The organism is Curtobacterium sp. MCJR17_055, from assembly GCF_003224335.1.
Taxonomy (GTDB): Bacteria; Actinomycetota; Actinomycetes; order Actinomycetales; family Microbacteriaceae; genus Curtobacterium.
Map to the genome: position 1 here is coordinate 361,044 of NZ_QKLF01000003.1, position 23,799 is coordinate 384,842.

At 70.5% G+C, this 23,799-nt stretch carries 22 protein-coding genes; 13 read left to right on the forward strand and 9 right to left on the reverse strand.

What is annotated here, in order from left to right; translation table 11 throughout:
- The first annotated feature begins 75 nt into the window (after positions 1–75).
- Both DEJ16_RS09160 and DEJ16_RS09165 read left to right on the forward strand, forming a co-directional pair.
- A complete protein-coding gene (locus DEJ16_RS09160; protein ID WP_110824960.1) occupies positions 76–507 on the forward strand; it encodes a MauE/DoxX family redox-associated membrane protein in 432 nt (143 codons plus the stop codon).
- A gap of 46 nt (positions 508–553) precedes the next feature.
- Positions 554–1,444: a pentapeptide repeat-containing protein gene (locus DEJ16_RS09165; RefSeq protein WP_110824959.1), complete on the forward strand. Its 891-nt coding sequence runs from the start codon at positions 554–556 to the stop codon at positions 1,442–1,444.
- Between the two features lie 101 nt (positions 1,445–1,545).
- On the opposite strand, the gene DEJ16_RS09170 is transcribed toward DEJ16_RS09165, so the two are convergent.
- Positions 1,546–2,226, reverse strand: coding sequence for an SDR family NAD(P)-dependent oxidoreductase (locus tag DEJ16_RS09170; RefSeq protein WP_110824958.1), 681 nt, complete (start codon positions 2,224–2,226; stop codon positions 1,546–1,548).
- A 117-nt stretch (positions 2,227–2,343) separates the two neighbouring features.
- Between DEJ16_RS09170 and DEJ16_RS09175 the strand changes: the two genes are divergently transcribed.
- Positions 2,344–3,180, forward strand: coding sequence for a helix-turn-helix transcriptional regulator (locus DEJ16_RS09175; protein ID WP_110824957.1), 837 nt, complete (start codon positions 2,344–2,346; stop codon positions 3,178–3,180).
- A gap of 35 nt (positions 3,181–3,215) precedes the next feature.
- On the opposite strand, the gene dhaM is transcribed toward DEJ16_RS09175, so the two are convergent.
- From dhaM to dhaK, 3 genes are all read right to left on the reverse strand, one after another.
- On the reverse strand, positions 3,216–3,959 hold the full coding sequence (gene dhaM / locus DEJ16_RS09180; protein ID WP_110824956.1) for a dihydroxyacetone kinase phosphoryl donor subunit DhaM: 744 nt from the start codon (positions 3,957–3,959) through the stop codon (positions 3,216–3,218).
- The gene (gene dhaL, locus DEJ16_RS09185; RefSeq protein ID WP_110824955.1) at positions 3,956–4,582 is read right to left on the reverse strand and encodes a dihydroxyacetone kinase subunit DhaL; all 627 of its coding nucleotides are present in this window, start codon (positions 4,580–4,582) and stop codon (positions 3,956–3,958) included. The genes dhaM and dhaL overlap by 4 nt, the downstream gene beginning before the upstream one ends.
- A gap of 79 nt (positions 4,583–4,661) precedes the next feature.
- Positions 4,662–5,663, reverse strand: a complete 1,002-nt coding sequence (gene dhaK / locus DEJ16_RS09190) for a dihydroxyacetone kinase subunit DhaK (protein WP_110824954.1) — start codon at positions 5,661–5,663, stop codon at positions 4,662–4,664.
- A gap of 344 nt (positions 5,664–6,007) precedes the next feature.
- Here dhaK and DEJ16_RS09195 point away from each other — a divergent pair, with 344 nt between their 5' ends.
- Together DEJ16_RS09195 and glpK are read left to right on the forward strand one after the other, a co-directional pair.
- Complete coding sequence (locus DEJ16_RS09195; protein WP_110824953.1) at positions 6,008–6,733, forward strand: MIP/aquaporin family protein; 726 nt, start codon at positions 6,008–6,010, stop codon at positions 6,731–6,733.
- A gap of 120 nt (positions 6,734–6,853) precedes the next feature.
- Positions 6,854–8,365 (forward strand): glycerol kinase GlpK, encoded by a 1,512-nt coding sequence (glpK, locus tag DEJ16_RS09200; protein ID WP_110824952.1) that lies wholly within the window; start codon positions 6,854–6,856, stop codon positions 8,363–8,365.
- 131 nt (positions 8,366–8,496) lie between these two features.
- Here the strand turns inward: glpK and trpD are convergent, their stop codons facing one another.
- Positions 8,497–9,555, reverse strand: a complete 1,059-nt coding sequence (trpD, locus tag DEJ16_RS09205; RefSeq protein WP_110824951.1) for an anthranilate phosphoribosyltransferase — start codon at positions 9,553–9,555, stop codon at positions 8,497–8,499.
- 70 nt (positions 9,556–9,625) lie between these two features.
- Here trpD and DEJ16_RS09210 point away from each other — a divergent pair, with 70 nt between their 5' ends.
- From DEJ16_RS09210 to DEJ16_RS09230, 5 genes are all read left to right on the forward strand, one after another.
- Positions 9,626–10,264 (forward strand): heme-copper oxidase subunit III, encoded by a 639-nt coding sequence (locus DEJ16_RS09210; RefSeq protein WP_110824950.1) that lies wholly within the window; start codon positions 9,626–9,628, stop codon positions 10,262–10,264.
- Positions 10,265–10,284: 20 nt separating this feature from the next.
- Complete coding sequence (locus DEJ16_RS09215; RefSeq protein WP_110824949.1) at positions 10,285–11,100, forward strand: cytochrome c; 816 nt, start codon at positions 10,285–10,287, stop codon at positions 11,098–11,100.
- Between the two features lie 33 nt (positions 11,101–11,133).
- Positions 11,134–12,201 (forward strand): ubiquinol-cytochrome c reductase iron-sulfur subunit, encoded by a 1,068-nt coding sequence (locus DEJ16_RS09220; protein WP_110824948.1) that lies wholly within the window; start codon positions 11,134–11,136, stop codon positions 12,199–12,201.
- Complete coding sequence (locus DEJ16_RS09225) at positions 12,198–13,889, forward strand: cytochrome bc complex cytochrome b subunit (protein ID WP_110824947.1); 1,692 nt, start codon at positions 12,198–12,200, stop codon at positions 13,887–13,889. The genes DEJ16_RS09220 and DEJ16_RS09225 overlap by 4 nt, the downstream gene beginning before the upstream one ends.
- A 204-nt stretch (positions 13,890–14,093) precedes the next feature.
- Positions 14,094–15,053, forward strand: coding sequence for a phosphodiesterase (locus tag DEJ16_RS09230; protein ID WP_110824946.1), 960 nt, complete (start codon positions 14,094–14,096; stop codon positions 15,051–15,053).
- A gap of 153 nt (positions 15,054–15,206) precedes the next feature.
- Here the strand turns inward: DEJ16_RS09230 and DEJ16_RS09235 are convergent, their stop codons facing one another.
- From DEJ16_RS09235 to DEJ16_RS09245, 3 genes are all read right to left on the reverse strand, one after another.
- Positions 15,207–16,760: a stealth conserved region 3 domain-containing protein gene (locus DEJ16_RS09235; protein ID WP_110825203.1), complete on the reverse strand. Its 1,554-nt coding sequence runs from the start codon at positions 16,758–16,760 to the stop codon at positions 15,207–15,209.
- Between the two features lie 116 nt (positions 16,761–16,876).
- The gene (locus tag DEJ16_RS09240) at positions 16,877–17,332 is read right to left on the reverse strand and encodes a DUF6804 family protein (RefSeq protein ID WP_181419538.1); all 456 of its coding nucleotides are present in this window, start codon (positions 17,330–17,332) and stop codon (positions 16,877–16,879) included.
- A 25-nt stretch (positions 17,333–17,357) separates the two neighbouring features.
- Complete coding sequence (locus DEJ16_RS09245) at positions 17,358–18,890, reverse strand: SDR family oxidoreductase (RefSeq protein ID WP_110824945.1); 1,533 nt, start codon at positions 18,888–18,890, stop codon at positions 17,358–17,360.
- Positions 18,891–18,932: 42 nt separating this feature from the next.
- On the opposite strand from DEJ16_RS09245, the gene deoC reads away from it, so the two are divergent.
- From deoC to DEJ16_RS09260, 3 genes are all read left to right on the forward strand, one after another.
- A complete protein-coding gene (deoC, locus tag DEJ16_RS09250) occupies positions 18,933–19,664 on the forward strand; it encodes a deoxyribose-phosphate aldolase (RefSeq protein ID WP_110824944.1) in 732 nt (243 codons plus the stop codon).
- 146 nt (positions 19,665–19,810) lie between these two features.
- Positions 19,811–20,758 carry an ROK family protein gene (locus tag DEJ16_RS09255; protein ID WP_110825201.1) on the forward strand — a complete coding sequence of 316 codons (948 nt, stop codon included), beginning with the start codon at positions 19,811–19,813 and terminating at the stop codon, positions 20,756–20,758.
- A 55-nt stretch (positions 20,759–20,813) separates the two neighbouring features.
- On the forward strand, positions 20,814–21,368 hold the full coding sequence (locus tag DEJ16_RS09260; protein ID WP_181419539.1) for a type IV toxin-antitoxin system AbiEi family antitoxin: 555 nt from the start codon (positions 20,814–20,816) through the stop codon (positions 21,366–21,368).
- Positions 21,369–21,401: 33 nt separating this feature from the next.
- Here DEJ16_RS09260 and DEJ16_RS09265 read toward each other — a convergent pair whose 3' ends face one another.
- The gene (locus DEJ16_RS09265; RefSeq protein ID WP_258365889.1) at positions 21,402–23,756 is read right to left on the reverse strand and encodes a bifunctional (p)ppGpp synthetase/guanosine-3',5'-bis(diphosphate) 3'-pyrophosphohydrolase; all 2,355 of its coding nucleotides are present in this window, start codon (positions 23,754–23,756) and stop codon (positions 21,402–21,404) included.
- Positions 23,757–23,799: the final 43 nt, after the last annotated feature.

Here is a 23,799-nt window from a genome sequence, read left to right on the forward strand (position 1 = left end):
CGAGGCGCAGGCGTGACGGATTCGCCTCCCTCGGCTCCCCTGCCGTTCGGAGCTCCGTGTTAGGTTGTGCACAACATGACTGACCGAGAGATCGACCGCCGCCGTCTCGTCCACTCCACCGCGCCTCGCACGGTCGTCCGCATCCTGCTCGGTGCGGCCATGACGTGGGCGGGCATCAGTCACCTCACCGTCGCCCGCCAGGAGTTCCGGGCGCAGGTCCCGGAGTTCGTGCCGCTCGACCCGGACGTCACCGTCCTGGCGTCCGGCGTCGCGGAGATCTCTCTCGGCGCCGCGCTCATGCTGCTCGTCCGCCGGCAGGCGACCGTCGGCTGGGTGGCCGCGGTCTTCTTCACCGCGGTCTTCCCCGGCAACATCGCGCAGTGGCTGCACCACCGGGACGGCTTCGGGCTGGACACCGACACGAAGCGGTTCGTCCGACTCCTCTTCCAGCCCGTGCTGATCGCCGTCGCGCTCTGGGCGACGAACGCGCTCCGGACGCGGCGCTGACCACCGCGGACGGCGCCGCTCACATCGCTGTGGAGCCTCGACCCTGATGACGACACGCACCCGGGTGACCCTCGGCCGCCGCGAGGACCTCGGTGCCGACTGCGCGAACTGCTTCGGCCTCTGCTGCGTCGCGCTGGCCTTCACCCGGTCGGTCGACTTCCCCGTCGACAAACCCGCCGGCGACCCGTGCACGAACCTCGACGGCGCCGACGCCTGCACGATCCATCCGCGCCTCCGGGCCGAGGGGTTCCGCGGCTGCACGGTCTTCGACTGCTCCGGCGCCGGGCAGAAGGTCTCGCGGCACACCTTCGCGGGTCGGTCCTGGCGGGACGACGACGCCACCCGCCAGGCGATGTTCGCGGCGTTCCCGGTCGTGCGGCGGCTGCACGAACTGCTCCGGTACCTCGACGAGGCCATCACGATCACCCCTGCCGACACGGACGCCGAACGGCTGACACGGGACTTCGAGCGCGTCTGTGCGCTCAGTGACGCCGACCCGGACACGATCCTCGGCATCGACGTCGACGCGGAGTACGACGCCGCACGACCGCTGTTGCTCGCGGCGAGTCGGAGCGCGCGGGCTCGGGTCCGCGGCGGGGATGGCCGCGACACCGGAGCCGACGAGCGTCGCGTCGGCCGCCTCCGGGTCGGCCCCGGCGCCGACCTGGTGGGCGCCGACCTGGTGGGCGCCGACCTGCGGCGGGCGGACCTGCGGGGCGCGAGCCTCCGCGGCGCGCTGCTCATCGGGGCCGACCTCACCGGCGCAGATCTCCGCTCGTGCGAGTGCATCGGTGCCGACCTCCGGGACGCCGACCTGTCCGGTGCGGACCTCCGCGGGGCGGTCGTCCTCACCCAGATGCAGGTGGACGCGGCACGAGGTGACGCCGACACACGGCTCGACGACGGCTTCCAGCGGCCGATTCACTGGGGCGGCTGAGGCCGCCGTCCGGTCCGACACGTCCCGCTGGACCGACAACGGACGGGAGGCGCGCGGCGAGCCCGCCACGCGCCTCCCGTCCGTCCAGCCCAGCGTCGACGTCAGTAGTCGATGCGCCCGTGCCGGTTGTGGAACTCCCCCGTCGGGCCGTCCGGGCCGACGAGCGCCAGCGCGACGGTCGCGTCGGTGCCCTCGGAGACCGTCTGGTGCCCGGAGTGACCGTTGAAGTCGGTCGCCGTGTAGCCCGGGTCGCTGACGTTGACCCGGAAGGTCGGCAGGTTCTTCGCGTACTGCACGGTCAGGGCGATGACGGCCGCCTTCGAGGCCGCGTACGGGATCATCGGCACCGGGAACTCGTCGTGACCCGGCGTGCTGAGGAACCGCGGCCAGCCGACGCCGGAGGCGACGTTGACGACGACGGGGTGCTCGGACGCGCGGAGCAGCGGCAGGGCGGCCTGGGTGACGCGGACGATGCCGGTGACGTTCGCCTCCAGGACGGCCGTCATCGCCTCGGCGGTCAGGTCGTCGACCCCGTACGAGGTGCCGCTGATCCCGGCGTTGTTGACGAGGACGTCGAGGGCGGGGACGGACGCGAACGCGGCGTCGACGCTCGCCTGGTCGGTGACGTCGAGCTGGACGACGGAGGCACCGAGGGAGCGGACGGCGTCGGCGTCGTCGGGGTCGCGGACGCCGGCGATCACGGTGTGGCCGGCTTCGATGAGGCGGCGGGCGGTCTCGAGGCCGAGGCTGCGGTTCGCCCCGGTGATGAGTGTGGTGGTCATGGGTCCATCCTGCGCGCTGCCGATCCGCTCCCCCAGGCACCCCTCGACGTGCTGCCTGGCCGACGGGGGGACTGCGAGTACCACGGTCGGGCCGTCGATCGGCGCGAGGATGGACGCATGAGCGAGTTCTCCGACGTCCTGCGGTCCTGGCGCGACCGGGTGAGCCCGGCCGAGGTCGGTCTGCCCGCCGGTCCGGGGCGGCGGGCGGCGGGCCTCCGGCGCGAGGAGCTCGCGGCACTCGCCGGTGTCAGCGTCGACTACGTCGTGCGGCTCGAGCAGGGGCGGGCACTGAACCCGTCGCCGCAGCTCCTCTCCGCGCTCGCCACCGCGCTCCGGCTGACCGAGCAGGAGCGCGACCACCTGTTCCGCGTCGCCGGGGCAGCTCCCCCGTCGCGCGGCGTCGTTCCCCGGCACATCACACCCGGTGTGCAGCGGATCGTCGACCGGCTGGCCGACGTGCCGCTCGCCGTCTTCACCGCGAGCCACGACCTGCTGTACCGGAACGACCTCTGGGCTGCGGCATCCGGTGACGGCGACCGGTGGCAGGGGCGGTCGGCGAACCTCGTCTGGCAGTTCTTCACCGACGGCCACGAGGGCGTCGACTTCGACGACGAGCACGGCGAGGCCTTCGCGTCCGACCTGGCAGCCGACCTGCGCGGTGCGCTCGGGCGGTACCCGGACGACCGGCGCCTCGCCGAACTCGTCCGGGACCTCCGCGCGACGAGCCCGGAGTTCGAGCGCCGCTGGGGCGAGGCCCGGATCGCCGAGCACCGGACGAGCCGGAAGACCCTGCTGACGCCGGTCGGCCCGATCGAGGTCGACTGCGACACGCTCTCGGTGCCGGGCAGCGACCTGCGGATCGTCGTCTACACGGTCGTGCCCGGCAGCGAGGACGCGTCGCGGCTCGACCTGCTGCGCGTCACCGGACTGCAGTCGGTCGTCACGAGCGGCTGACCGGCCGGTCCTGCCGCCGCACCGGCCGGTCGGGGCTACTCGCCGAAGCCCGAGCGGACGAGCGCGACGAGTTCGTCTACCGCGTCCTGCGCGTCCGCCCCGGACGCCTCGACCGTGACCGAGGCCCCCTTCGGCAGCGCGAGCGCCATGATCGCGAGGAGACTCTTCGCGTCGACGCCGTTCACCCGGACCACGGCTTCGTGCCGAGCGGCCGCCTTCACGAACTCGGCGGCGGGGCGCGCGTGCAGGCCGGACTCGTTGACGAGCTCGGCGGTGGCGGTGGCGGTGGCGACCGCCCCGTCCGCGTCGCCGCTGTCGGCGGCCTGTCCCGCGCCTCCCGGCCGGGAGGCTCCCCCGCCGCCCGCCGCGTCGGTGCGGTCGGCAGGACCAGCCGTCCCGGTACCACCGGCGGTGGACGCCGCATCGAGCACGGCCGTGACGTCACCACCGGTCTGCGCTGCGACGGCCGCGGCCACGGTCCCCTCCACCAGCGGCGCGTCGGAGACGTGCACGCGTGCCCGGAGGTCTTCGTCGAGGAAGTCGAGGGCCGTGTCGGTCGTCAGGTAGGCGGAGCCGAGGTCGCACAGGACCACGACGGCGTCGGCGGCGGCGAGTTCCTCGATCCCGGCCGAGATCGCCTCGAACGAGGTGCCGATCCCGCCGTCGTCGGTGCCGCCCGCCGCGACGAGCCGGACGTCACCGGCCATCTGCCGGGCGATGTCGACCGTGCCCTGCGCGACGGCGGCACTGTGCGAGACGACCAGGATCCCGACGCTCATGCCGCGTCCACCGCGGCGCGCAGGACGTAGGCGCTCGACTGGGCGCCGGGGTCGCGGTGCCCGACGGCACGCTCGCCGAGGTAGCTCGCGCGGCCCTTCCGCGCGACGAGGGCGTCGGTCGACTCGGCGCCGGTGGCCGCGGCGGCGGCGGCGGCGGCCAGGACCTGCTCGGGCGTCTCCCCCGCGGCTGCCGATGCTGCGGCGGCGTCGACGGCGGGCGTCCAGGCGTCCACCATCGTCTTGTCGCCGACCTCGGCCTTGCCACGGGAGACCACGCCGTCGCGGGCCGCCGTGAGCACGGCCACCAGGGTGTCCGCGTCGAGTTCGGCCGCGTCCCCGGCTGCCTGGGCCGCCTTGAGGTACGCGGTGCCGAACAGCGGACCGGCGGCACCGCCGACGGTCGAGATGAGCTTCGTCGCGACGAGCTTGAACACCGCCCCCGGTGTCTCCGGGGCTGCGGTGTCGAGCGACTCGACGACCGCGCGGAACCCACGGTCGAGGTTCTCGCCGTGGTCACCGTCACCGATCTCGCGGTCCAGCGTGACGAGCTCCGCTCGGTGCTGGTCGATCGTGGCGGCGGTGCGGCGGACCCAGTCGATGGCCCATGCGGTGTCGAGCGACAAGGTGTGTCCCTTCGTGCGGCCGAGCAGGTCGGCGTCGTGAGCGGTGTCGTCGTGCTGGTGGTGTCGTGCGGTCCCGGTGTCAGCGACCCCAGCGCAGTGCCGGGGTCTCGACCGGAGCGTCCCAGAGGGCGATCAGGTCGTCGTCGAGCACCGTGACGGTGATCGAGAACCCCTGCATCTCGAGGGAGGTGACGTAGTTGCCGACCAAGCTACGCGCGACCTCGTGGCCGCGATCCGTGAGCACCTCCGCGGCGCGCCGGTAGGCGATGTAGAGCTCGGACTGCGGGGTGCCGCCCATCCCGTTGACGAACAAGAGCAGCCGCGAGCCGGCCGGAGCGGCGAGGTCGGTGAGGATCGGCTCGAGGACCCGGTCGACGAGCTCGTCCGCGGGTGCCATCGCGATCCGTTCGCGTCCGGGCTCGCCGTGGATGCCGATGCCGAGCTCGACCTCGTCGTCGGCCAGGGTGAACGACGGCTCACCGGCGTGCGGGACGGTGCCGGAGGCGAGCGCGAGGCCCATCGAGCGCGTGACCTCGTTGACGTGCCGGGCCACGGCGGTGACGGCGTCCAGGTCGTCACCGCGCTCGGCCGCCGCGCCCGCGCACTTCTCGACGACCACGGTGCCGGCGACGCCGCGTCGGCCCGCCGTGAACAGCGAGTCCTGGACGGCGACGTCGTCGTCGACCACGACGCTCTCGACGCGGATGTCCTCCATGGCGGCGAGTTCGGCCGCGGTCTCGAAGTTGAGGACGTCCCCGGTGTAGTTCTTCACGATGTGCAGCACGCCCGCTCCCCCGTCCACCGCCTTGGTGGCGGCGACGATGGGGTCCGGGGTGGGGCTCGTGAAGACCGGGCCCGGGACGGCGGCGTCGAGCATGCCGGGTCCGACGAAACCGGCGTGCAGCGGTTCGTGCCCGCTGCCACCGCCGCTCACGATGCCGACCTTGCCGCGGACGGGGGCGTCGCGGCGGACCACGTGGACCGGGTCCTCCACGAGCACGACGTGCTCGGCATGGGCGAGGGCGAACCCGCGGACGGTCTCGATGACCACGGCCTGCGGGTCGTTGATGAGCTTCTTCATGCTGCGCCTCCACGGTGTGACACGGGTGAGAGACCGGTCCGCAGTCGTCCACCGCCGACGTCGTCCGGAGTCGGCTCACTGTACCGCCGGGAGGTGCGCGCACCAGGGGCACGGCCGCGCACCCGTGCCGTTCCGGTGCACATCCGTTCACGGTGCGGGGCCCCGTCGCTGCTCCGCGCGGACCCGGGTGACCAGGGTGCGTGCACGTCCTCTCACTTTCGCGGCAGCAGCCTCGCTGTCCCCCACATCGGGCAAACGCCCAGCACTATGCTCGGGCTCAATCACTCGACGGGGAGTGCCGGTGCTCAGGCCGGGCCCCCGAACACAGCTAATCGGAGGTACCGATGGACGGCATCGGCGTCAATTTCATGTCTGAGCTCGTCGGGACGGCGATGCTCATCATCCTGGGTGGCGGTGTCGTCGCCGCGGTCTCGCTCACCAAGTCCAAGGGCTTCGGGGCCGGCTTCCTGATGGTCACGATCGGTTGGGGCTTCGCGGTCTTCGCCGGTGTCACGGTCTCCTACAAGTCGGGCGGCCAGCTGAACCCCGCGGTCAGCCTCGCGCAGGCGATCCTCGGCAACATCACGGTCGGCGAGATGTTCCTCTACTGGCTCGCCCAGCTCATCGGTGCGGTCATCGGTGCCGTGATCGTCTGGCTCGCCTACAAGCAGCACTTCGACGCCGAGCCCGACGCCGCCGCCAAGCTCGGCGTCTTCTCCACCGGTCCGGCGATCCGCAGCTACGGCTGGAACGTCGTCACGGAGATCATCGGCACGTTCGTCCTCGTCTTCGTCGTCATCGCGTTCACGAACGGCCAGACCCCGGCCGAGCTCGGCGCGATCCCCGTCGCCTTCCTCGTCATCGCGATCGGTGTCTCGCTCGGTGGCCCGACCGGCTACGCGATCAACCCGGCCCGTGACCTCGGCCCGCGCATCGCGCACGCCATCCTGCCGATCAAGGGCAAGGGCACGAGCGACTGGTCCTACGCCTGGGTGCCGGTCGTCGGCCCGCTCGTCGGTGGCGCCCTCGCCGCCGTCGTCTCCGGCGCGCTCCTCCCGATGGTGTCCTAGCACCGCAGGGAACCCCCGCACCACCAGCGCGTCCGACGCGCTCCCCACCACCTGCACCACCCTCGCGGCCGGGTCGACCCGGCCCGGCCGCAGCACCGAACACCGTCGTAAGGAGCACCAATGGCCGACTACATCGTCGCCATCGACCAGGGAACCACCAGCACGCGAGCGATCGTCTTCGACCACTCCGGTTCGATCGTCTCCGTCGGGCAGAAGGAACACGAGCAGATCTTCCCGCGTGCGGGCTGGGTCGAGCACGACCCGGCCGAGATCTGGGACAACACCCGTGAGGTCATCGGTCAGGCCCTGTCGCGCGCCGACATCACCCGCCACGACGTCGCGGCGGTCGGCATCACGAACCAGCGCGAGACCGCGGTCGTCTGGGACAAGACCACCGGCAAGGCCGTCTACAACGCCATCGTCTGGCAGGACACCCGCACGCAGGCCATCGTCGACAAGCTCGCCGACGGCGACACCGACCGCTACAAGGCGATCGTCGGACTCCCGCTCGCGACCTACTTCTCGGGCACGAAGATCGCCTGGATCCTCGAGAACGTCGAGGGTGCACGCGAGAAGGCCGAGGCCGGCGACCTGCTCTTCGGCACGACCGACACCTGGGTCCTCTGGAACCTGACCGGTGGCACCGACGGCGGCGTCCACAAGACCGACGTCACGAACGCGTCCCGCACGCTGTTCATGGACCTCGAGACGCTGCAGTGGCGCGACGACATCCTCGGCGACTTCGGTGTGCCGAAGTCGATGCTGCCGGAGATCGTCAGCTCCTCCGAGGTGTACGGCCACGTCGAGTCCTCGAGCCTGCTCCGCGAGGTCCCGATCGCCGGCATCCTCGGCGACCAGCAGGCCGCCACCTTCGGGCAGGCCGCGTTCGACCAGGGCGAGTCGAAGAACACCTACGGCACCGGTAATTTCCTCATCTTCAACACCGGCACCGACATCGTCCGCTCCGAGAACGGGCTGCTCACCACCGTCGGCTACAAGCTCGGCGACCAGGAGACGCACTACGCGCTCGAGGGATCGATCGCCGTCACGGGCTCGCTCATCCAGTGGCTCCGCGACAACCTGGGCATCATCGGCAGCGCGCCGGAGGTCGAGACGCTCGCCACGACCGTCGAGGACAACGGTGGCGTGTACTTCGTCCCGGCCTTCTCCGGGCTGTTCGCGCCGTACTGGCGCCCGGACGCCCGCGGCGCCCTCGTCGGCCTGACCCGCTTCGTCAACAAGGGCCACATCGCGCGTGCCGCCCTCGAGGCGACGGCGCTGCAGACTCGCGAGGTCCTCGACGCCGTCAACGCCGACTCGGGTGTCGCGCTCACCGAGCTCAAGGTCGACGGTGGCATGACCGCGAACGACGCCCTCATGCAGTTCCAGGCCGACATCCTGGACGTGCCGGTCGTCCGGCCCGTGGTCGCCGAGACGACGGCCCTCGGTGCCGCCTACGCCGCCGGTCTCGCGGTCGGGTTCTGGGCGAACCTCGACGAGCTCCGTGCCAACTGGCAGGAGGACAAGCGCTGGGAGCCGCAGCTCGACGCCGCCGAGCGCGAGCGCACCCTCCGCCTCTGGAAGAAGGCCGTCACGAAGACCTTCGACTGGGTCGACGAGGACGTCCGCTGACGCGGATCGCCTGACACGGACGGGAGGCCCGTACCGGTTCCACGGACCGGTGCGGGCCTCCCGTCGTCGCGTCCGTGCTGCGTCGGGACCGGGTCCCAGCGTCCGTCGAGGGTGACCGCGGGCGGTACGGGTCAGACGGCGGCGGGCGCCACGCCCACCCACTCGTCCAGTTTGCGCGTCGCGGCGCCGGAGTCGATCGAGTCCGCTGCGACCACGAGCTGCTCGCGGAACCGCTGCAGGATCGGACGGTCGACCTCGTCCGGGTCCTGCGCCAGCCGGAAGGCGACCAGACCCGCCGCCGCGTTCAGCAGGACGATGTCCCGGACGGGCCCGGACTCCCCCGCGAACACCCGGCGGACGATGGCCGCGTTCTCCGCCGGCTCGCCGCCGAGCAGGTCCTCGGTGCGGGCACGGGCGATGCCGAGGTCGCGCGGGTCGAGGTCGTGCTCCGTGACGCGACCGCCGGACACCTGCCAGATGTGGCTGTGCCCGGTCGTGGTGAGCTCGTCGAGCCCGTCGTCACCGCGGAACACGAGCGCCGTCGCCCCACGCGTCTGGAACACGCCCGTGATGATCGGCACGAGGTCGAGTTGTGCCACGCCCACCGCGTTCGCTTCGCAGCGCGCCGGGTTGACCAGGGGCCCGAGGAAGTTGAACACCGTCGGGACCCCGATCTCCCGCCGGACCGCGGCTGCGTTGGCGAACCCGGGGTGGAACGCGCTCGCGAAGGCGAAGGTCAGACCGACACGCTGGAAGGTCTCGGCGACACGCGCGGCGTCCATGGTCAGGTCGAGGCCCAGTGCGGCGAGCACGTCGCTCGAGCCGGACTTCGACGAGCTCGCGCGGTTCCCGTGCTTGACCACGGGGACGCCCGCGGCCGCGATGACGACGGCGGCCATGGTCGAGACGTTCACCGTGCCGACGACGTCGCCGCCGGTCCCGACGATGTCGAGGGCCATCGGGTCGACGTCGAGCGGGACCGCGGCGTCGAGGATCGCGTCGCGGAACCCGACGACCTCGTCGACCGTCTCGCCCTTCGCGCGGAGCGCCACGGCGAACGCGGCGATCTGGGCGTCGGTGGCCCGACCCTGGACGATCTGCTCCATGGCCCATGTGGACTGCCTGATCGAGAGGTCCTCGCGCGCCATGAGCGCGCTGATCACCGCAGGCCAGGAGAGAGCGTCAGACATGGCTCGATCGTACTGATTCTCGAAGACCCGCCAGTTGCCTGCGAAAACACTGTCGGTGGATTCCGCCATAATGGAGGACGTGACAAGCACCCCTCTCTCCAGATCCGTCAGCGGTCCGGTCCTGAACAGGCCGAACCCCGTTGCCGTGGGGACGATCGTGTGGCTGGGCAGCGAGGTCATGTTCTTCGCCGGCCTGTTCGCGATCTACTTCACGCTGCGCAGCACCTCTCCCGAGCTCTGGGCGACCGAGACCGCCAAGCTCGAGGTGCCGTTCGCGTCGGTGAACACCATCATCCTGGTGCTGTCGAGCTTCGCCTGCCAGTTCGCCGTCTTCGCCGCCGAGCGGTTCCAGGTGCACCGCACCAGCTGGAACCCCAAGGACTGGGGCATGACGGAGTGGTTCTTCGTCACCTACTGCATGGGTGCGATCTTCGTCTGTGGGCAGATCTTCGAGTACGCCAACCTCTGGCACGAGGGCATGACGCTCTCCTCGAGCGCCTACGGCTCCGCGTTCTACATGACCACCGGCTTCCACGGCCTGCACGTGACCGGTGGCCTCATCGCCTTCCTCCTCACGCTCGGCCGTGGGTTCGCCGCGAAGAACTTCGGGCACAAGGAAGCCACCACCGCGATCGTCGTGTCCTACTACTGGCACTTCGTCGACGTCGTGTGGATCGGTCTCTTCGCCGTCATCTACCTCCTCAAGTGAGAATCAGGCAGCCCCACAGCATGTTCAACACAACGAAGCAGAACAAGAAGGGCCGTCGCTCCCCCCTGGCGACCGTGTCCCTCCTCGCCGTCGCGCTCATGACGACGGGCGGCGCGTACGCGCTCTTCAGCACCTCGGCCAACGCCGAGGACAGCACGTCGAGCACCGTCGCCGAGTCGAGCCAGTCCCAGGTGAACGAGGGCGAGAAGCTCTTCGCGTCGAACTGCGCCACCTGCCACGGGCTGTCGGCGCAGGGCACGAGCGAGGGCCCGTCCCTCATCGGTGTCGGCGCCGCGTCGGTGGACTTCCAGGTCGGTACGGGCCGCATGCCCCTCGCCGCGCAGGGCCCGCAGGGCGAAGAGAAGCCGGAGCAGTTCACCGACCAGCAGGTCGACGCGATGGCCGCCTACGTCGCCTCGCTCGGCCCCGGCCCGTCGGTCCCCGGCAAGGAGCTCACGAACGGCTCCGAGGGCGACGCCGCAGAAGGCGCGGAGCTGTTCCGCATCAACTGCGCCATGTGCCACAACGTCGCCGGCGCCGGTGGCGCCCTGACCGAGGGCAAGTACGCGCCGAACCTGCGCGACGTCTCGGGCAAGCACATCTACGAGGCCATGCTGACCGGGCCGCAGAACATGCCGGTCTTCAACGACCTGAACCTCACGCCGGACCAGAAGGCCGACATCATCACGTACCTCAAGTACGTGCAGGACAACCGGTCGCCCGGTGGCTTCGGCCTGGGTGACATCGGCCCGGTCGCCGAGGGTCTGTTCATCTGGATCTTCGGGCTCGGCGCGGTCGTCGCGATGACCGTCTGGCTGACCGCGAAGCAGAACTGATCGTCCGTGTCGCACGACACTGAAGGGAACACCATGGCAGAGCACGATGACGAGGCGCTGAACTCGTCCTCGGCTGTCGAGAAGCACGGCGCGACGCAGCCGGCCGGGACCGCTGTCCTGCCGGCGGAGCGGTTCGAGAACCCGGGTGAGCCGCCGCACCGCGCTCGGCGCACCGACGTCGACCCGAAGAAGCAGCGCCTGGCCGAGCGTCAGGTCGCCACGTTCTTCTACCTGTCGATCATCGGCAGCGTCCTGTCGATCGCGGCGTACATCGCCTTCCCGATCGACGCGGACGACTTCGGGTCCGTCCGCTCGGCGAACCTCTTCCTCGGGCTCTCGATCACGCTCGCGCTGCTCGCGCTGGGCATCGGCGCCGTGTACTGGTCGAAGACCCTGGTCTCCGACCGCGAGCTCACCGAGATGCGCCACACCACGCGCGGCTCGGACGAGACCCGTGCCAAGGCGGTCGAGGCCTTCCAGCTCGCCGACAAGGAATCCGGCTTCAGCCGTCGCAAGCTGATCCGCAACTCCCTCATCGGTGCCCTCGTCGCGTTCCCCCTCCCCGGCATCGTCCTGGTGCGCGACCTCGCGCCGAAGGAAGACCCGAACGAGCTGCTCCGTCACACCTTCTGGAAGTCGGGCCTGCGCCTGACCAAGGACCCGACGGGTCTGCCGATCAAGGCGTCCGACGTCACCATCGGATCGGTGTTCCACGTCATCCCCGAGGGCATGCTCGACTCCGAGCACATGCTCGAGGAGAAGGCGAAGGCCGCCGTCCTCCTGATGCGCCTGGACCCGAAGGACCTCAACCCCGGCAAGGGCCAGGAGAACTGGGGCTACGACGGCATCGTCGCGTACTCCAAGATCTGCACCCACGTCGGCTGCCCGGTCGCGCTCTACGAGCAGCAGACGCACCACCTGCTGTGCCCGTGCCACCAGTCCACCTTCGATGTCTCGAACAACTGCGAGGTCATCTTCGGACCGGCGGCCCGCCCCCTCCCCCAACTTCCGATCTCGGTCGATGACGACGGCTACCTGGTCGCACAGAGCGACTTCCACGAGCCGGTCGGCCCGTCCTTCTGGGAGCGTGCCCGCTCATGAGCAGCACAACGACAACCACCCCCAACACCGAGTCGTCGAACAAGCCGACTCCTGACCGTGGGTCGCGGCTGATCAACTACACCGCGAACTACATCGACGAGCGCACGAGCCTCTCCGGACTGGTGAAGGAGGTCGGGCGCAAGATCTTCCCCGACCACTGGAGCTTCATGCTCGGCGAGGTCGCGCTCTACAGCTTCGTCGTCGTCCTGCTCTCGGGGACCTTCCTGACGTTCTTCTACCAGGCGTCGATGACCGAGGTCGTCTACAACGGTCCGTACGTCCCGATGAAGGGCGTCGAGATGTCGGTTGCCCTGCAGTCGACGCTGGACATCTCGTTCCAGATCCGCGGCGGGCTGTTCGTCCGACAGATCCACCACTGGGCCGCACTGCTGTTCGTGGCCTCGGTCATGCTGCACATGGCGCGCGTCTTCTTCACCGGCGCGTTCCGCAAGCCGCGTGAGCTCAACTGGGTCTTCGGCTTCGTGCTCTGGATCCTCGCCATGGCCGAGGGCTTCACCGGCTACTCGCTCCCCGACGACCTGCTCTCCGGCAACGGTCTCCGCATCATCGTCGGCATGATCGAGGGCATCCCGGTGATCGGCGTCTGGATCGCCTACCTGTTGTTCGGTGGTGAGTTCCCGGGCACCGACATCGTCGGCCGCCTGTACACGCTCCACATCCTGCTGCTGCCGGCGATCCTGGTCGCGGTGCTCGGCGTGCACCTCGTGCTCGTCGTCGTCAACAAGCACACGCAGTACGCGGGTCCGGGCAAGACGAACGAGAACGTCGTCGGCGTTCCGATCCTCCCGGCGTTCGCCGCGAAGGGTGGCGGGTTCTTCTTCATCGTCGCCGGCATCCTCGCCGCCATCGCGTCGCTGTTCACGATCAACCCGATCTGGAACTACGGCCCGTACGACCCCTCCCCTGTGTCCGCCGGAACCCAGCCCGACTGGTACATCGGCTTCGCGGACGGCGCGCTCCGTCTGGTGCCGCCGCACTGGGAGGTCGTCTGGTTCGGGTACACGGTGTCGTTCAACATCCTCGTCCCGATCGCGGTCCTGGGTGGCCTGATCGTCGCGATCTTCGTCTACCCGTTCATCGAGGCGTGGGTCACCGGCGACAAGCGCGAGCACCACATCGCCGACCGTCCGCGCAACGCCCCGACCCGCACTGCCCTCGGTGTCGCCGGCATCACGCTGTACGGTGCGCTGTTCACGGCGGCGTCCTCCGACCTCATCGCGACGCACTTCATGGTCTCGATCAACCACGTGATCCACGTGCTCCAGGCGGCGACGGTCCTCGGTCCGTTCGTGGCGTTCTGGATCACGAAGCGGGTGTGCCTCGCCCTGCAGAAGAAGGACCGCGAGATCGTCCTGCACGGGTACGAGTCGGGCCGCATCGTGCGCCTGCCGCACGGTGAGTTCATCGAGGTACACGAGCAGCTCGACGAGTACGAGCGGTGGCGCCTGCTGGAGTTCAACGACTACAAGCCGCTGATGATCCGTCCCGACGCTCGTGGTCGCATCAGCTCCATGCAGAAGGCCCGGGCGCGCGTGTCCCGCTTCTTCTTCGAGGACCGCATCGAGCCGGTGTCGAAGTCGGAGCTCGAGGCTGCGCACGCCGCGCACCACGGTCCTGACCTCGAAGGGACCCACCAGGCCCCGCAGGTCGGAGCCGGCACGAAGTAGGTATTCCTCGGCAAGAAACGCAACGCCCTCGTCCACTCCGTGGTCGGGGGCGTTGCGTTTCGCCTCAAGCGATCGCGTCATCCCGCGGACATCGGACACGCCGCCCCAGTTCACGGGGCGTTCACACCGCGGTGTTGGAATCGTCGAAGTCGGTGTGGCATCGTGTTGCACCACGCACTCGCTGCCAACGGAAGAAGAGACCCGATGGACGCCCGGACGGCCGAACACCCCAGGCCGAACCACTTCCTGCTCCACCTCAGCGACACCCACCTCCTCGCCGGCGACGGTCCCCTGTACGGGGCGGTCGACTCGGCGGAACGTCTCGGTCAGATCATCGCCGAGATCGAGGCGTCAGGTGCCCGACCCGAAGCGATCGTCGTCACCGGCGACGTCGCCGACAAGGGCGAACCCGGCGCGTACACCCGTGTCCGCGCGATCATCGAGCCCGCTGCAGAACGCATCGGTGCCCAGGTGATCTGGGCGATGGGCAACCACGACGAGCGCGGTGCGTTCCGCCAAGAGCTCTTCGGGCTCCAGCCGACCGACCGTCCCGTCGACTTCGTCTACGACGTCAACGGACTCCGCGTCATCACGCTCGACACGAGCGTGCCGGGCCACCACCACGGCGAGGTCTCCCCCGAGCAGCTGGACTGGCTGGCCGAGGTCCTGTCCGAGCCCGCGCCGCACGGCACGATCCTCGCGATGCACCACCCGCCCGTCCCGAGCGTGCAGGACCTGACCGTCCTCGTCGAGCTCCGCGACCAGGCGGCCCTCGCCGAGGTGGTCGAGGGGAGCGACGTCATCTCGATCATCGCCGGGCACCTGCACTACTCGACCAGCGCCGTGTTCGCCGGGATCCCCGTCTCGGTGGCCAGCGCCACGTGCTACACGCAGGACCTCAACGAGTTCCAGCGTGGTACCCGCGGGCGTGACGGCGCGCAGTCGTTCAACCTCATGCACGTGTACGGCAACCAGGTCGTCCACTCCGTGGTCCCCATCGGGACGTACGCCACGGTCGGTGAGCCGGTTTCCTCCGTCGAGACGGAAGCGCGTCTCGCCGCAGCCGGCGTCGTGATCCCCCCGGCGGTCGAACCGGCCCCTGTCACCGCGTCGATGCCGGTCTTCACCCTCGACACGATCCCGGTCTCGCCCATCCGGCGCTGACCCATGGAAGGACGGGAGGCGCGGTGCCGAGCGGCACCGGGCCTCCCGTCCGCCGTTCGGCGGGGATCAAGCTCGGGGCGGCACGCCTCGGGCGTCATGCCTCGGGTCGTCATGCCTCGGGCGTCATGCCTCGGGTCGTCATGCCTCGGGCCGTCACGCCTCGGGACGCTCCCAGGGTGCCGGGAACGGGAAGTAGCGCTCGAGGAAGTCGGTCACCCGGGTGGTGCGTTCCTCGTCGCTGACCTCCGGGAAGCTGCCGTCGTTCAGGCAGAAGAAGTCGACGTTGCGCTTCTTGAGCAGTTCGTCCAGCGTCCGGAGCCCGGCCTGCATCGTCGTGTCGATGTAGCTGACGGAGGCGTTCTCCTGGATGATCGCGCGCCCGGTGAGGAGTGCGTAGTAGTGGTACAGCGAGTTCGTGACGGAGATGTTGTCCGCCGCACGGAACCGCGAACCCGCGGTCGCGGCGAACTCGTCGGCGAACTCGTGCTCCATCTCGGTCATGATGCTCTTCCGCAGCGGGGTGGCCGCGTGCTCGAGGTGTCGCGTCGTCACGGCGCCGAAGCGCTGCTGCAGGAGCCGCCGGTTCACACGGGCCGAGTTCTCGAACCCGCTCCGCGCGGCGTTGTTCACGCCGAGGCCGATCCGGGTGTCGGCGAGGATGAACTTCGTGACCGAGCCCGGACTGAAGAACACCGACGGGTCGATGAGCCGACCGAAGAACATGTCGTCGTTCGAGTAGATGAAGTGCTCGCTGAGCCCCGGGATGTGGTGCAGCTGTGACTCGACGGCCTGCGAGTTGTGCGTCGGCAGGACAGACGGGTCGGCGAAGAACTCCTCGCTGCGGACGATGCGGACCTTCGGGTGGTCGGCGAGCCACGAGGGCGCCGGTGAGTCCGTCGCGATGTAGATGGTGCGGATCCACGGCGCGAAGATGTGCACCGACCGGAGCGCGTACTTCAGCTCGTTGATCTGTCGGAACCGGGCCGGGGCGTCGTCGCCCTCTCCCAGCACGGCGTCCGCCTGTGCGGCCTGGCGGGCACGCTGGTACTCGATGGCGTTGCCGTCCACCCACGAGAAGACGATGTCGATCGGGAACCGGATGTCCGACACGTGGTCGTCGAACATGTGCTCGACCGTGCTCCAGGACCGGCCGTACCGGTCGATGTCGACGAGGACGAACTCCTCGATCGGCAGGCTGCGGCGCATCAGGGCGTTCTCGACCGGCGCGAGGACCTCGGTCTCGGTGACCCGCCAGAACTCGAGCTGCACGCTCGTCTCCGCTCCGTAGCGGAGCCGGCCCATGGGCTCGAGCCGGGGACGGAACACGCGGAGCACCGGTTCGTCCACCGAGCCGAAGCCGTCGTCGAGGACGAGCACGGCGGGCTTGCCCGGCGGCTTGGCGTAGAAGGGCTCCCCCGCGCCGGCGGCCATGACGGCGCTCTCGGCGCGCTGGCGGTCCCGCTCGTCGACGGCGATCACCGGGCGCTGGTCGTTCCCGCGGATGAGCAGGTGGTCGACGTCGCCGGCCGTGAGCGCGTCGTCGAGGAACAGGAGGTCCTCGATCATCGACTGCTGCGGTGTCAGGTGCCCGTTGATGAGCGTCAGCCGCCCCTTGCGGAGCACGACGTCGGGTCGGTCGAGACCGCCGGAGGACGGTCGAGGGGTCAGCAGAGGACTCTCGGTCACCGGCTCGGTCTCGTCGCTCATCCACGCCTTCCAGGTCGCACTGCCGTGCTCCGTGCACGGCACCGCCGATCCTACCGTCCGCGCGGCCGGTCGGCCCGCGGACGCCGGTCGCGCCGACGGAGGGGCGACCGGGAGGCTCACTCCGGCGGGCGCGGGACCTTCACGGCGATGCCGACGACGATGAAGAGCGCAGCGGCCACGAGTTGGAGGCCCGCCCACAGCTCACCTGGCAGCGGCAGCGTGACGACGGGGTTCCAGCAGACCGCCACGGCGGCGGTGAGGACCGCCGCCCACCAGACGCGGCCGCGGACGGCGAAGACGAGCACGATGAGCGCGAGCACGGTGACGCACCAACGGGCGAACACGAACGCGGACGAGTCGATGAAGGCGACGCAGGCGAGCAGCACGACGGCGGCGAGCAACGAGGGCGCCAGAGCCGGCCGGGTGAACGCCGGCAGTCCGTCCTCCCCGCGCCCGGAGGCGGACGAGGCCCGTTGGTCGCGTGCACCGGCCGCCCGCGCCACTGGCTGGGGACGGGCCGACCCGTGCTGCTGCGACGAACCGATGGGTGGTCGTCCCCTGCGTGCCGTCATCGTCCTCGTACCGTGCCGTCGTCGGTCATGCCGTCTCCTCGTGCGCGGGCTGCGCGACGTCATCCTGGTACGTGGAGTTGCGCTGCGTCGAATCGGTGCGGTGCGCCTCCCGTTCGGCCCGGGCGGTGATCCGCTCGACCATGCCCGGGAAGATGACGCCGTGGAACGGCAGGATCCCGTACCAGTACAGCCGTCCGGCCAGGCCCTGCGGGAAGTAGATCGCGCGCTGGTGGTAGTCGCTGCCGCCGTCGTCCGCGGGCGTGACGGTCATCTCGAGCCATGCACGACCGGGCGACTTGAACTCGGCGCGGAGCCGGAGGTACCGGCCCCGGACGAGCCGTTCGACCCGCCACCAGTCGAGCGCGTCGCCCTGCTCCAGGCGTTTCGGGTCGCGGCGGCCGCGGTTCAGCCCGACGCCACCGGCGATCTTGTCGAGCCACCCACGGGCGACCCAGGCCAGGGGGAACGAGTACCAGCCGTTCTCGCCGCCGATCGACTCGACGACGCTCCACACGGCCTCGGGCGGTGCGGACGAGTGCCGCTTGCGGTCGTCGACGTAGACCGTGTGGCCGGCCCAGTCGGGGTCGCTCGGCAGCGGGTCGGCAGAGCCGCTGGACAGGGTCGCGTTGCGCCAGCTCGTCTCGACCTCGCCGGACCGCATCTTCGCGAGGGCGAGCCGGACCGCGCGCCGGTAGGACGTGAGGCCGCCCTCGGGCTGCGGGACGACGTCGTCGATGTCGTGCTCACGTTGCACGCACTCGAACTGCAGCGACTCGATGATCGGGGTCGCGAGCTTGCGCGGGATCGGCGTGACGACGTTGAACCAGTGCGCTGCCAGGCGGGGCGTCAGCACGGGCAGGACGGAGATGGGACGCTGCGGCAGCTTCGCCTCGACCGCGTACCCGTTGAGCATCTGGCCGTACCGGAGCACGTCCGGCCCGCCGATGTCGAAGGTGCGGTTGACGTCGGCGGGGATGGTCAGGGCCTCGACCAGGTAGTACAGGACGTCGCGGACGGCGATCGGCTGGATCCGGTTCCGGACCCACCGCGGCGCCGGCATCCACGGCAGGACGTCGGTGAGATGCCGGATCATCTCGAACGAGGTGCTCCCGCTGCCGATGACGACGCCGGCCTGCAGCGCGACCGTCGGCACGCCGGAGCCGAGGAGGACGTCCCCGACCTCCTTCCGGCTGCGCAGGTGCTTGCTGAGCTCGCCGTCCGGGTGCAGGCCGCCCAGGTAGACGAACCGCTGCACCCCTGACTCGTGGGCCACGCGCGCCATCGTCCGGGCGGCGTCGCGCTCGGCCTGCTCGAAGTCGCCGTCGGCGCCCATGGCGTGCGCCAGGTAGTACACGGCCTCGATACCGTCCACCGCCGACCGGACGGCGTCGGCGTCCTGCAGGTCCCCCTCGGACACCTCCACCCGGTCGTTCCACGGGACGTCCTGCAGCTTCTGCGGGTTGCGGACGAGGACCCGGACGTCGTGTCCGGCGTCGAGGAGTCTGGGGACCAGTCGGCCACCGATGTACCCGGTGGCCCCGGTGACGAGGACGCGCATGGCCGGAACGGTACGCCGTGCGCCTGCCAGTAGGCTTGCCGGGTGGACAACACATCGTTCCCCGTCACCGCCGAGGCCGTCCGTCGGCTCATCGACCACGCCATCCTCAAGCCCGAGCTGGACCGCGCAGCCGTCGACGCACAGCTCGACGAGGCCGCCACGTACCGCGTGTTCAGCGTGTGCGTCCGTCCGAGCGACGTCCGCCACGCGGTCGAGCGCCTCCAGGGCACCGGGGTCGGCGTCGGCACCGTGATCGGCTTCCCGCACGGCACCACGACGACCGCCACGAAGGTCGCCGAGTCGCTGCAGGCCCTGGCCGACGGCGCCTTCGAACTCGACATGGTCCAGGACATCGGCGCCGCCAAGTCCGGCGACTGGGAGCGGGTCGAGCGGGACGTCCGCGCGGTGGTCGAGGCAGCCGGCGACACGGTGGTGAAGGTCATCCTCGAGACGGCCTACCTCACCGAGGACGAGATCGTCGCCGCCAGCCGCGCTGCGGTCGCCGGCGGGGCGTCGTTCGTGAAGACCTCGACGGGCTTCGCCGGTGGCGGTGCCACGGCCGAGCACATCCGCCTCATGCGCGAGACCGTCGGCGCCGACACCGGCGTCAAGGCCTCGGGCGGCGTCCGCGGACTCGACACCCTGCTCGAGATGGTCCGCGCCGGCGCGGACCGGATCGGCACGAGCGCCTCGGCACGCATCCTCGACGAGGTCGCTCACCGCGCCGCGACCGGCTCCTCCTCCGACCGCGGCGACGACACCTCGTCCTACTGACGGCCGTCGGCCCCCGTGGGGGCCGCGGCTCCGGGGCTCCATCCCCTGACCTCCCACCCGATCCCCTCCCCGGGTCGGCTGCGCCGGACGCGACGTCAGCGTCACGGACCGCTGCCGGGCCTCCCGACCGCCACACCGGAGTGCGCATGTCCAGCACCACGTCCTCGTCCCTCGCCCTCGCCGTCGACCTCGGCGGCACCAAGGTCGAAGCCGCGCTCGTCACCGACCAGGGCGTCGTCCTGCCGGGCACGCGACACCGCAGCCCGACCGGGCCCGGACGGACCTCGGACGAGCTGCAGGCCGCGGTCGACGAGGTCGTGGTCGCCGCGCTCGCGGCGCTCCCCACCGACGCGAGCCTGGTCGGCGTCGGCATCGGGTCGGCCGGACCGGTCGACGAGGTGAACGGGCTCGTGTCACCGCTCAACATGCCGGTCTGGCGCGGGTACCCGCTCCGCGACCGCGTCGCGGTCCACGTGCCGGACGACGTGCCGGTGACCCTCCGCATGGACGGGCTGGCGATCACGCTCGCCGAGCACTGGGTCGGGGCGGCACAGGGCTCCGACCACGTGATGGGCATGATCGTGTCCACCGGCGTCGGCGGCGGCCTCATCCTGCACGGACGCACCGTCAGCGGCCCCACCGGCAACGCCGGGCACATCGGCCACGTCGAGTGCGGCGGCTACGACGACCCGTGCGCGTGCGGCGGCACCGGCTGCCTGGAGGCCGTGGCCAGCGGACCGAAGACCGTCGCGTGGGCGCGACGGCAGGGCTTCACCGGGACGACCGGCGAGGAGCTCTCCGCCGCCTACGCCGCCGGCGACGAGGTCGCGGTGGCCGCGGTGCAGCGGAGCGGACGAGCCCTCGGGCAGGCGATCGCCGCGGCGACGAGCCTGGTCGACCTCGAGGTCGTGGCCATCGGCGGCGGGTTCTCGCACGTCTCCCCCGACCTGTTCGAGTACGCACGACAGGCCGTCGCCGAGCGGGTCGAGTTCCCGTTCGTGACGAAGGTCCGGATCGTCCCCACCGGCCTGTCCCAGGACGGTCCCCTCATCGGAGCGGCCGCCCTCGTGCACCGCGCCGACGTCCTGCGCTGACCCTCCTTCTCCACACCGTCGGCCTCGGGGTGGTGTGTTCGGGCATCATCTCCGTGTGCCCTCCTCCCGCCTCGTCACCACCGACGACTGGCCGGCGGCCGAGGCACGTGCCGCGGTCCTCGCCGGCGAACTCGTCCCGGTGGGCGCGTGCTGGGCGTCCGTCGCCGAACCGCAGGACACGGCGCTCCGGGCGGCGTCCTACGCGTGGTCCGTCGCGGGTGCGCAGTTCGTGGCAGCGGGGCGGAGCGCGGCGTGGATCTGGGGCGCGTGTTCCCGTCCGCCGCTCCCCCACGACAGTTGTGTGCCGGCCGGTGAACGGTCCCGCCGCCGCGGGGCCTGGGCCGGTGTCCGTGAGATCGCACTCCGCCCGGAGGACGTCGTGCTGCGGGCGGGGGTGCGTGTCCTCAGCCCCGACGCGACGGCGCTCGACCTGCTGCGCGACCGACGCGGGTTCGAGGCGGCGGAGGCCGAGGCGCTGCGCGGTCTGGTGCTGACCGCACTGGTCGATCCGCCGCGCCTCGCGGCACTGCTCACGGCGTCCGAGCGGCTGCCGATGGGTCGCCAGGCGCAACGCCGCTTCCGCGACGCCGGGATCGGCCTGCTGCGCTGACCCGGGCCCGGGGTCCCGCTGAGCCGACCGAGATCAGCCAGCGCTGACGCGGTAGACGTCGTACACGGCGTCGATCCGGCGCACCGCGTTGAGCACGCGGTCCAGGTGCGTCGTGTCACCCATCTCGAAGACGAAGCGGGACAGGGCGAGCCGGTCGGACGACGTCGACACCGTGGCGGACAGGATGTTCACGTGGTGGTCCGTCAGCACGCGGGTCACGTCACTGAGCAGGCCGGAGCGGTCGAGCGCCTCGATCTGGATCTGCACGAGGAACACCGACTTGGACGACGGGGCCCACTCGACCTCGATCATCCGGTCGGGCTCGTTCATGAGGGACTTCACGTTCGTGCACGACGCCTGGTGCACCGAGACACCCTGACCGCGGGTGATGAACCCGACGATCTGGTCGCCCGGCACCGGCGTGCAGCACTTCGCGAGCTTCACGAGGATGTCCGGCGCCCCACGGACGAGCACGCCGCTGTCGCTGTTCCGCAGCTGGCGGCTCGTCACGTGCCGCGGGAACGCGAGCTCCGGCTCGTCCGTCTCGGTCTCGTTCTGGATGCTGCCGAGCGCCTTCTCGATCACCGACTGGCTCGAGACGTGCCCCTCGCCGACGGCCGCGTACAGCGCCGAGACGTCGTCGTACCGCATCGCCGACGCCACCTCGGAGATGGTGTCCTGGCTCATGATGCGCTGGAGCGGCAGGTTCTGCTTGCGCATCGCCCGGGCGATGGCGTCACGGCCCTGTTCGACCGCCTCTTCCCGGCGCTCCTTGGTGAACCACTGCTTGATCTTGTTCCGGGCCCGGGGGCTCCGGACGAAGGTGAGCCAGTCCTGGCTGGGGCCGGAGTCCGGGTTCTTCGAGGTGAAGATCTCCACGACGTCCCCGCTGGACAGCTGGCTCTCGAGCGGGACGAGCCGACCGTTGACCTTGGCGCCCATCGTGCGGTGCCCGATCTCGGTGTGCACGGCGTAGGCGAAGTCGACCGGGGTCGCGCCGGCCGGCAGGCCGATCACCTTGCCCTGCGGTGTGAAGACGTAGGTCTCCTTGGCACCGATCTCGTAGCGCAGGGAGTCGAGGAACTCCGCCGGGTCGCTCGTCTCCGCCTGCCAGTCGGTGATGTGGGCGAGCCACGCCATGTCCTGGTCGGACTGTGACGTGCTCTCGGCATCACGACCGGTGACGCGCTGCTTGTACTTCCAGTGCGCGGCGACGCCGAACTCGGCACGCTGGTGCATCTCGTGCGTGCGGATCTGGATCTCGACCGCACGTCCCTGCGGCCCGAGCACCGTGGTGTGCAGCGACTGGTACAGGTTGAACTTCGGCGTCGCGATGTAGTCCTTGAAGCGGCCGGGCAGCGGCGTCCACCGCGCGTGCACGGCACCGAGCATCGCGTAGCAGTCGCGCACGGTCGGGACGAGCACGCGGATCCCGACCAGGTCGTAGATCTCGTCGAACTCGCGGCCGCGCACGATCATCTTCTGGTAGATCGAGTAGTACTGCTTCGGGCGGCCCATCACGTCGCCGCGGACCTTCGCGGCCTTGAGGTCCTTCTTCAGCGTCGCCGTGACGTTCTGCACGAACTGCTCGCGCTTCGGCTGTCGTTCCTTGACCAGGCTGTCGATCTCGACGTAGAGCTTCGGGTGCAGCACCGCGAACGACAGGTCCTCGAGCTCCAGCTTGATCATCTGGATGCCGAGGCGGTGCGCGAGCGGCGCGTAGATCTCGAGGGTCTCCTTGGCCTTCCGCGTGGCGGAGGCCGACTCCACGAAGCCCCAGGTGCGGGCGTTGTGCAGGCGGTCGGCGAGCTTGATGACCAGGACACGGATGTCCTTCGACATGGCGATGACCATCTTGCGGACGGTCTCTGCCTGCGCGCTGTCGCCGTACTTGACCTTGTCGAGCTTCGTGACGCCGTCGACGAGCATCGCGATCTCGTCACCGAAGTCCTCGCGCAGCTGGTCGAGCTGGTAGTCCGTGTCCTCGACGGTGTCGTGCAGGAGCGCGGCGGCGATCGTGATCGTGCCGATGCCCAGGTCGGCGAGGATCTGCGCGACCGCGACCGGGTGCGTGATGTAGGGCTCGCCGGACTTGCGCTTCTGGCCGTCGTGCGCGCGCTCCGCCACCGAGTACGCCCGCTCGATCAGCGTCGTGTCGGCCTTCGGGTGGTGCGACCGGACGGTGCGGATCAGGGTGTCGACGGCACCGGCCGGCTGTGCGCGGGAGAACAGCCGCGGCAGCAGCGACCGGAGTGACCCGATGTTGCCGGTCGTGTTCGACCCGAGCGGCGGGCTCGACGGGCGCGGAGCGGACCCTGGTCGCGACCCGTCGGACGGCCGGGAAGCAGCACCGGCATCCGGCTGCGAGGACTCACGCGTGTCGGTCATGCTGCGCCTCCCGGGACTCGATCCGACAACACTACGCGCGTCG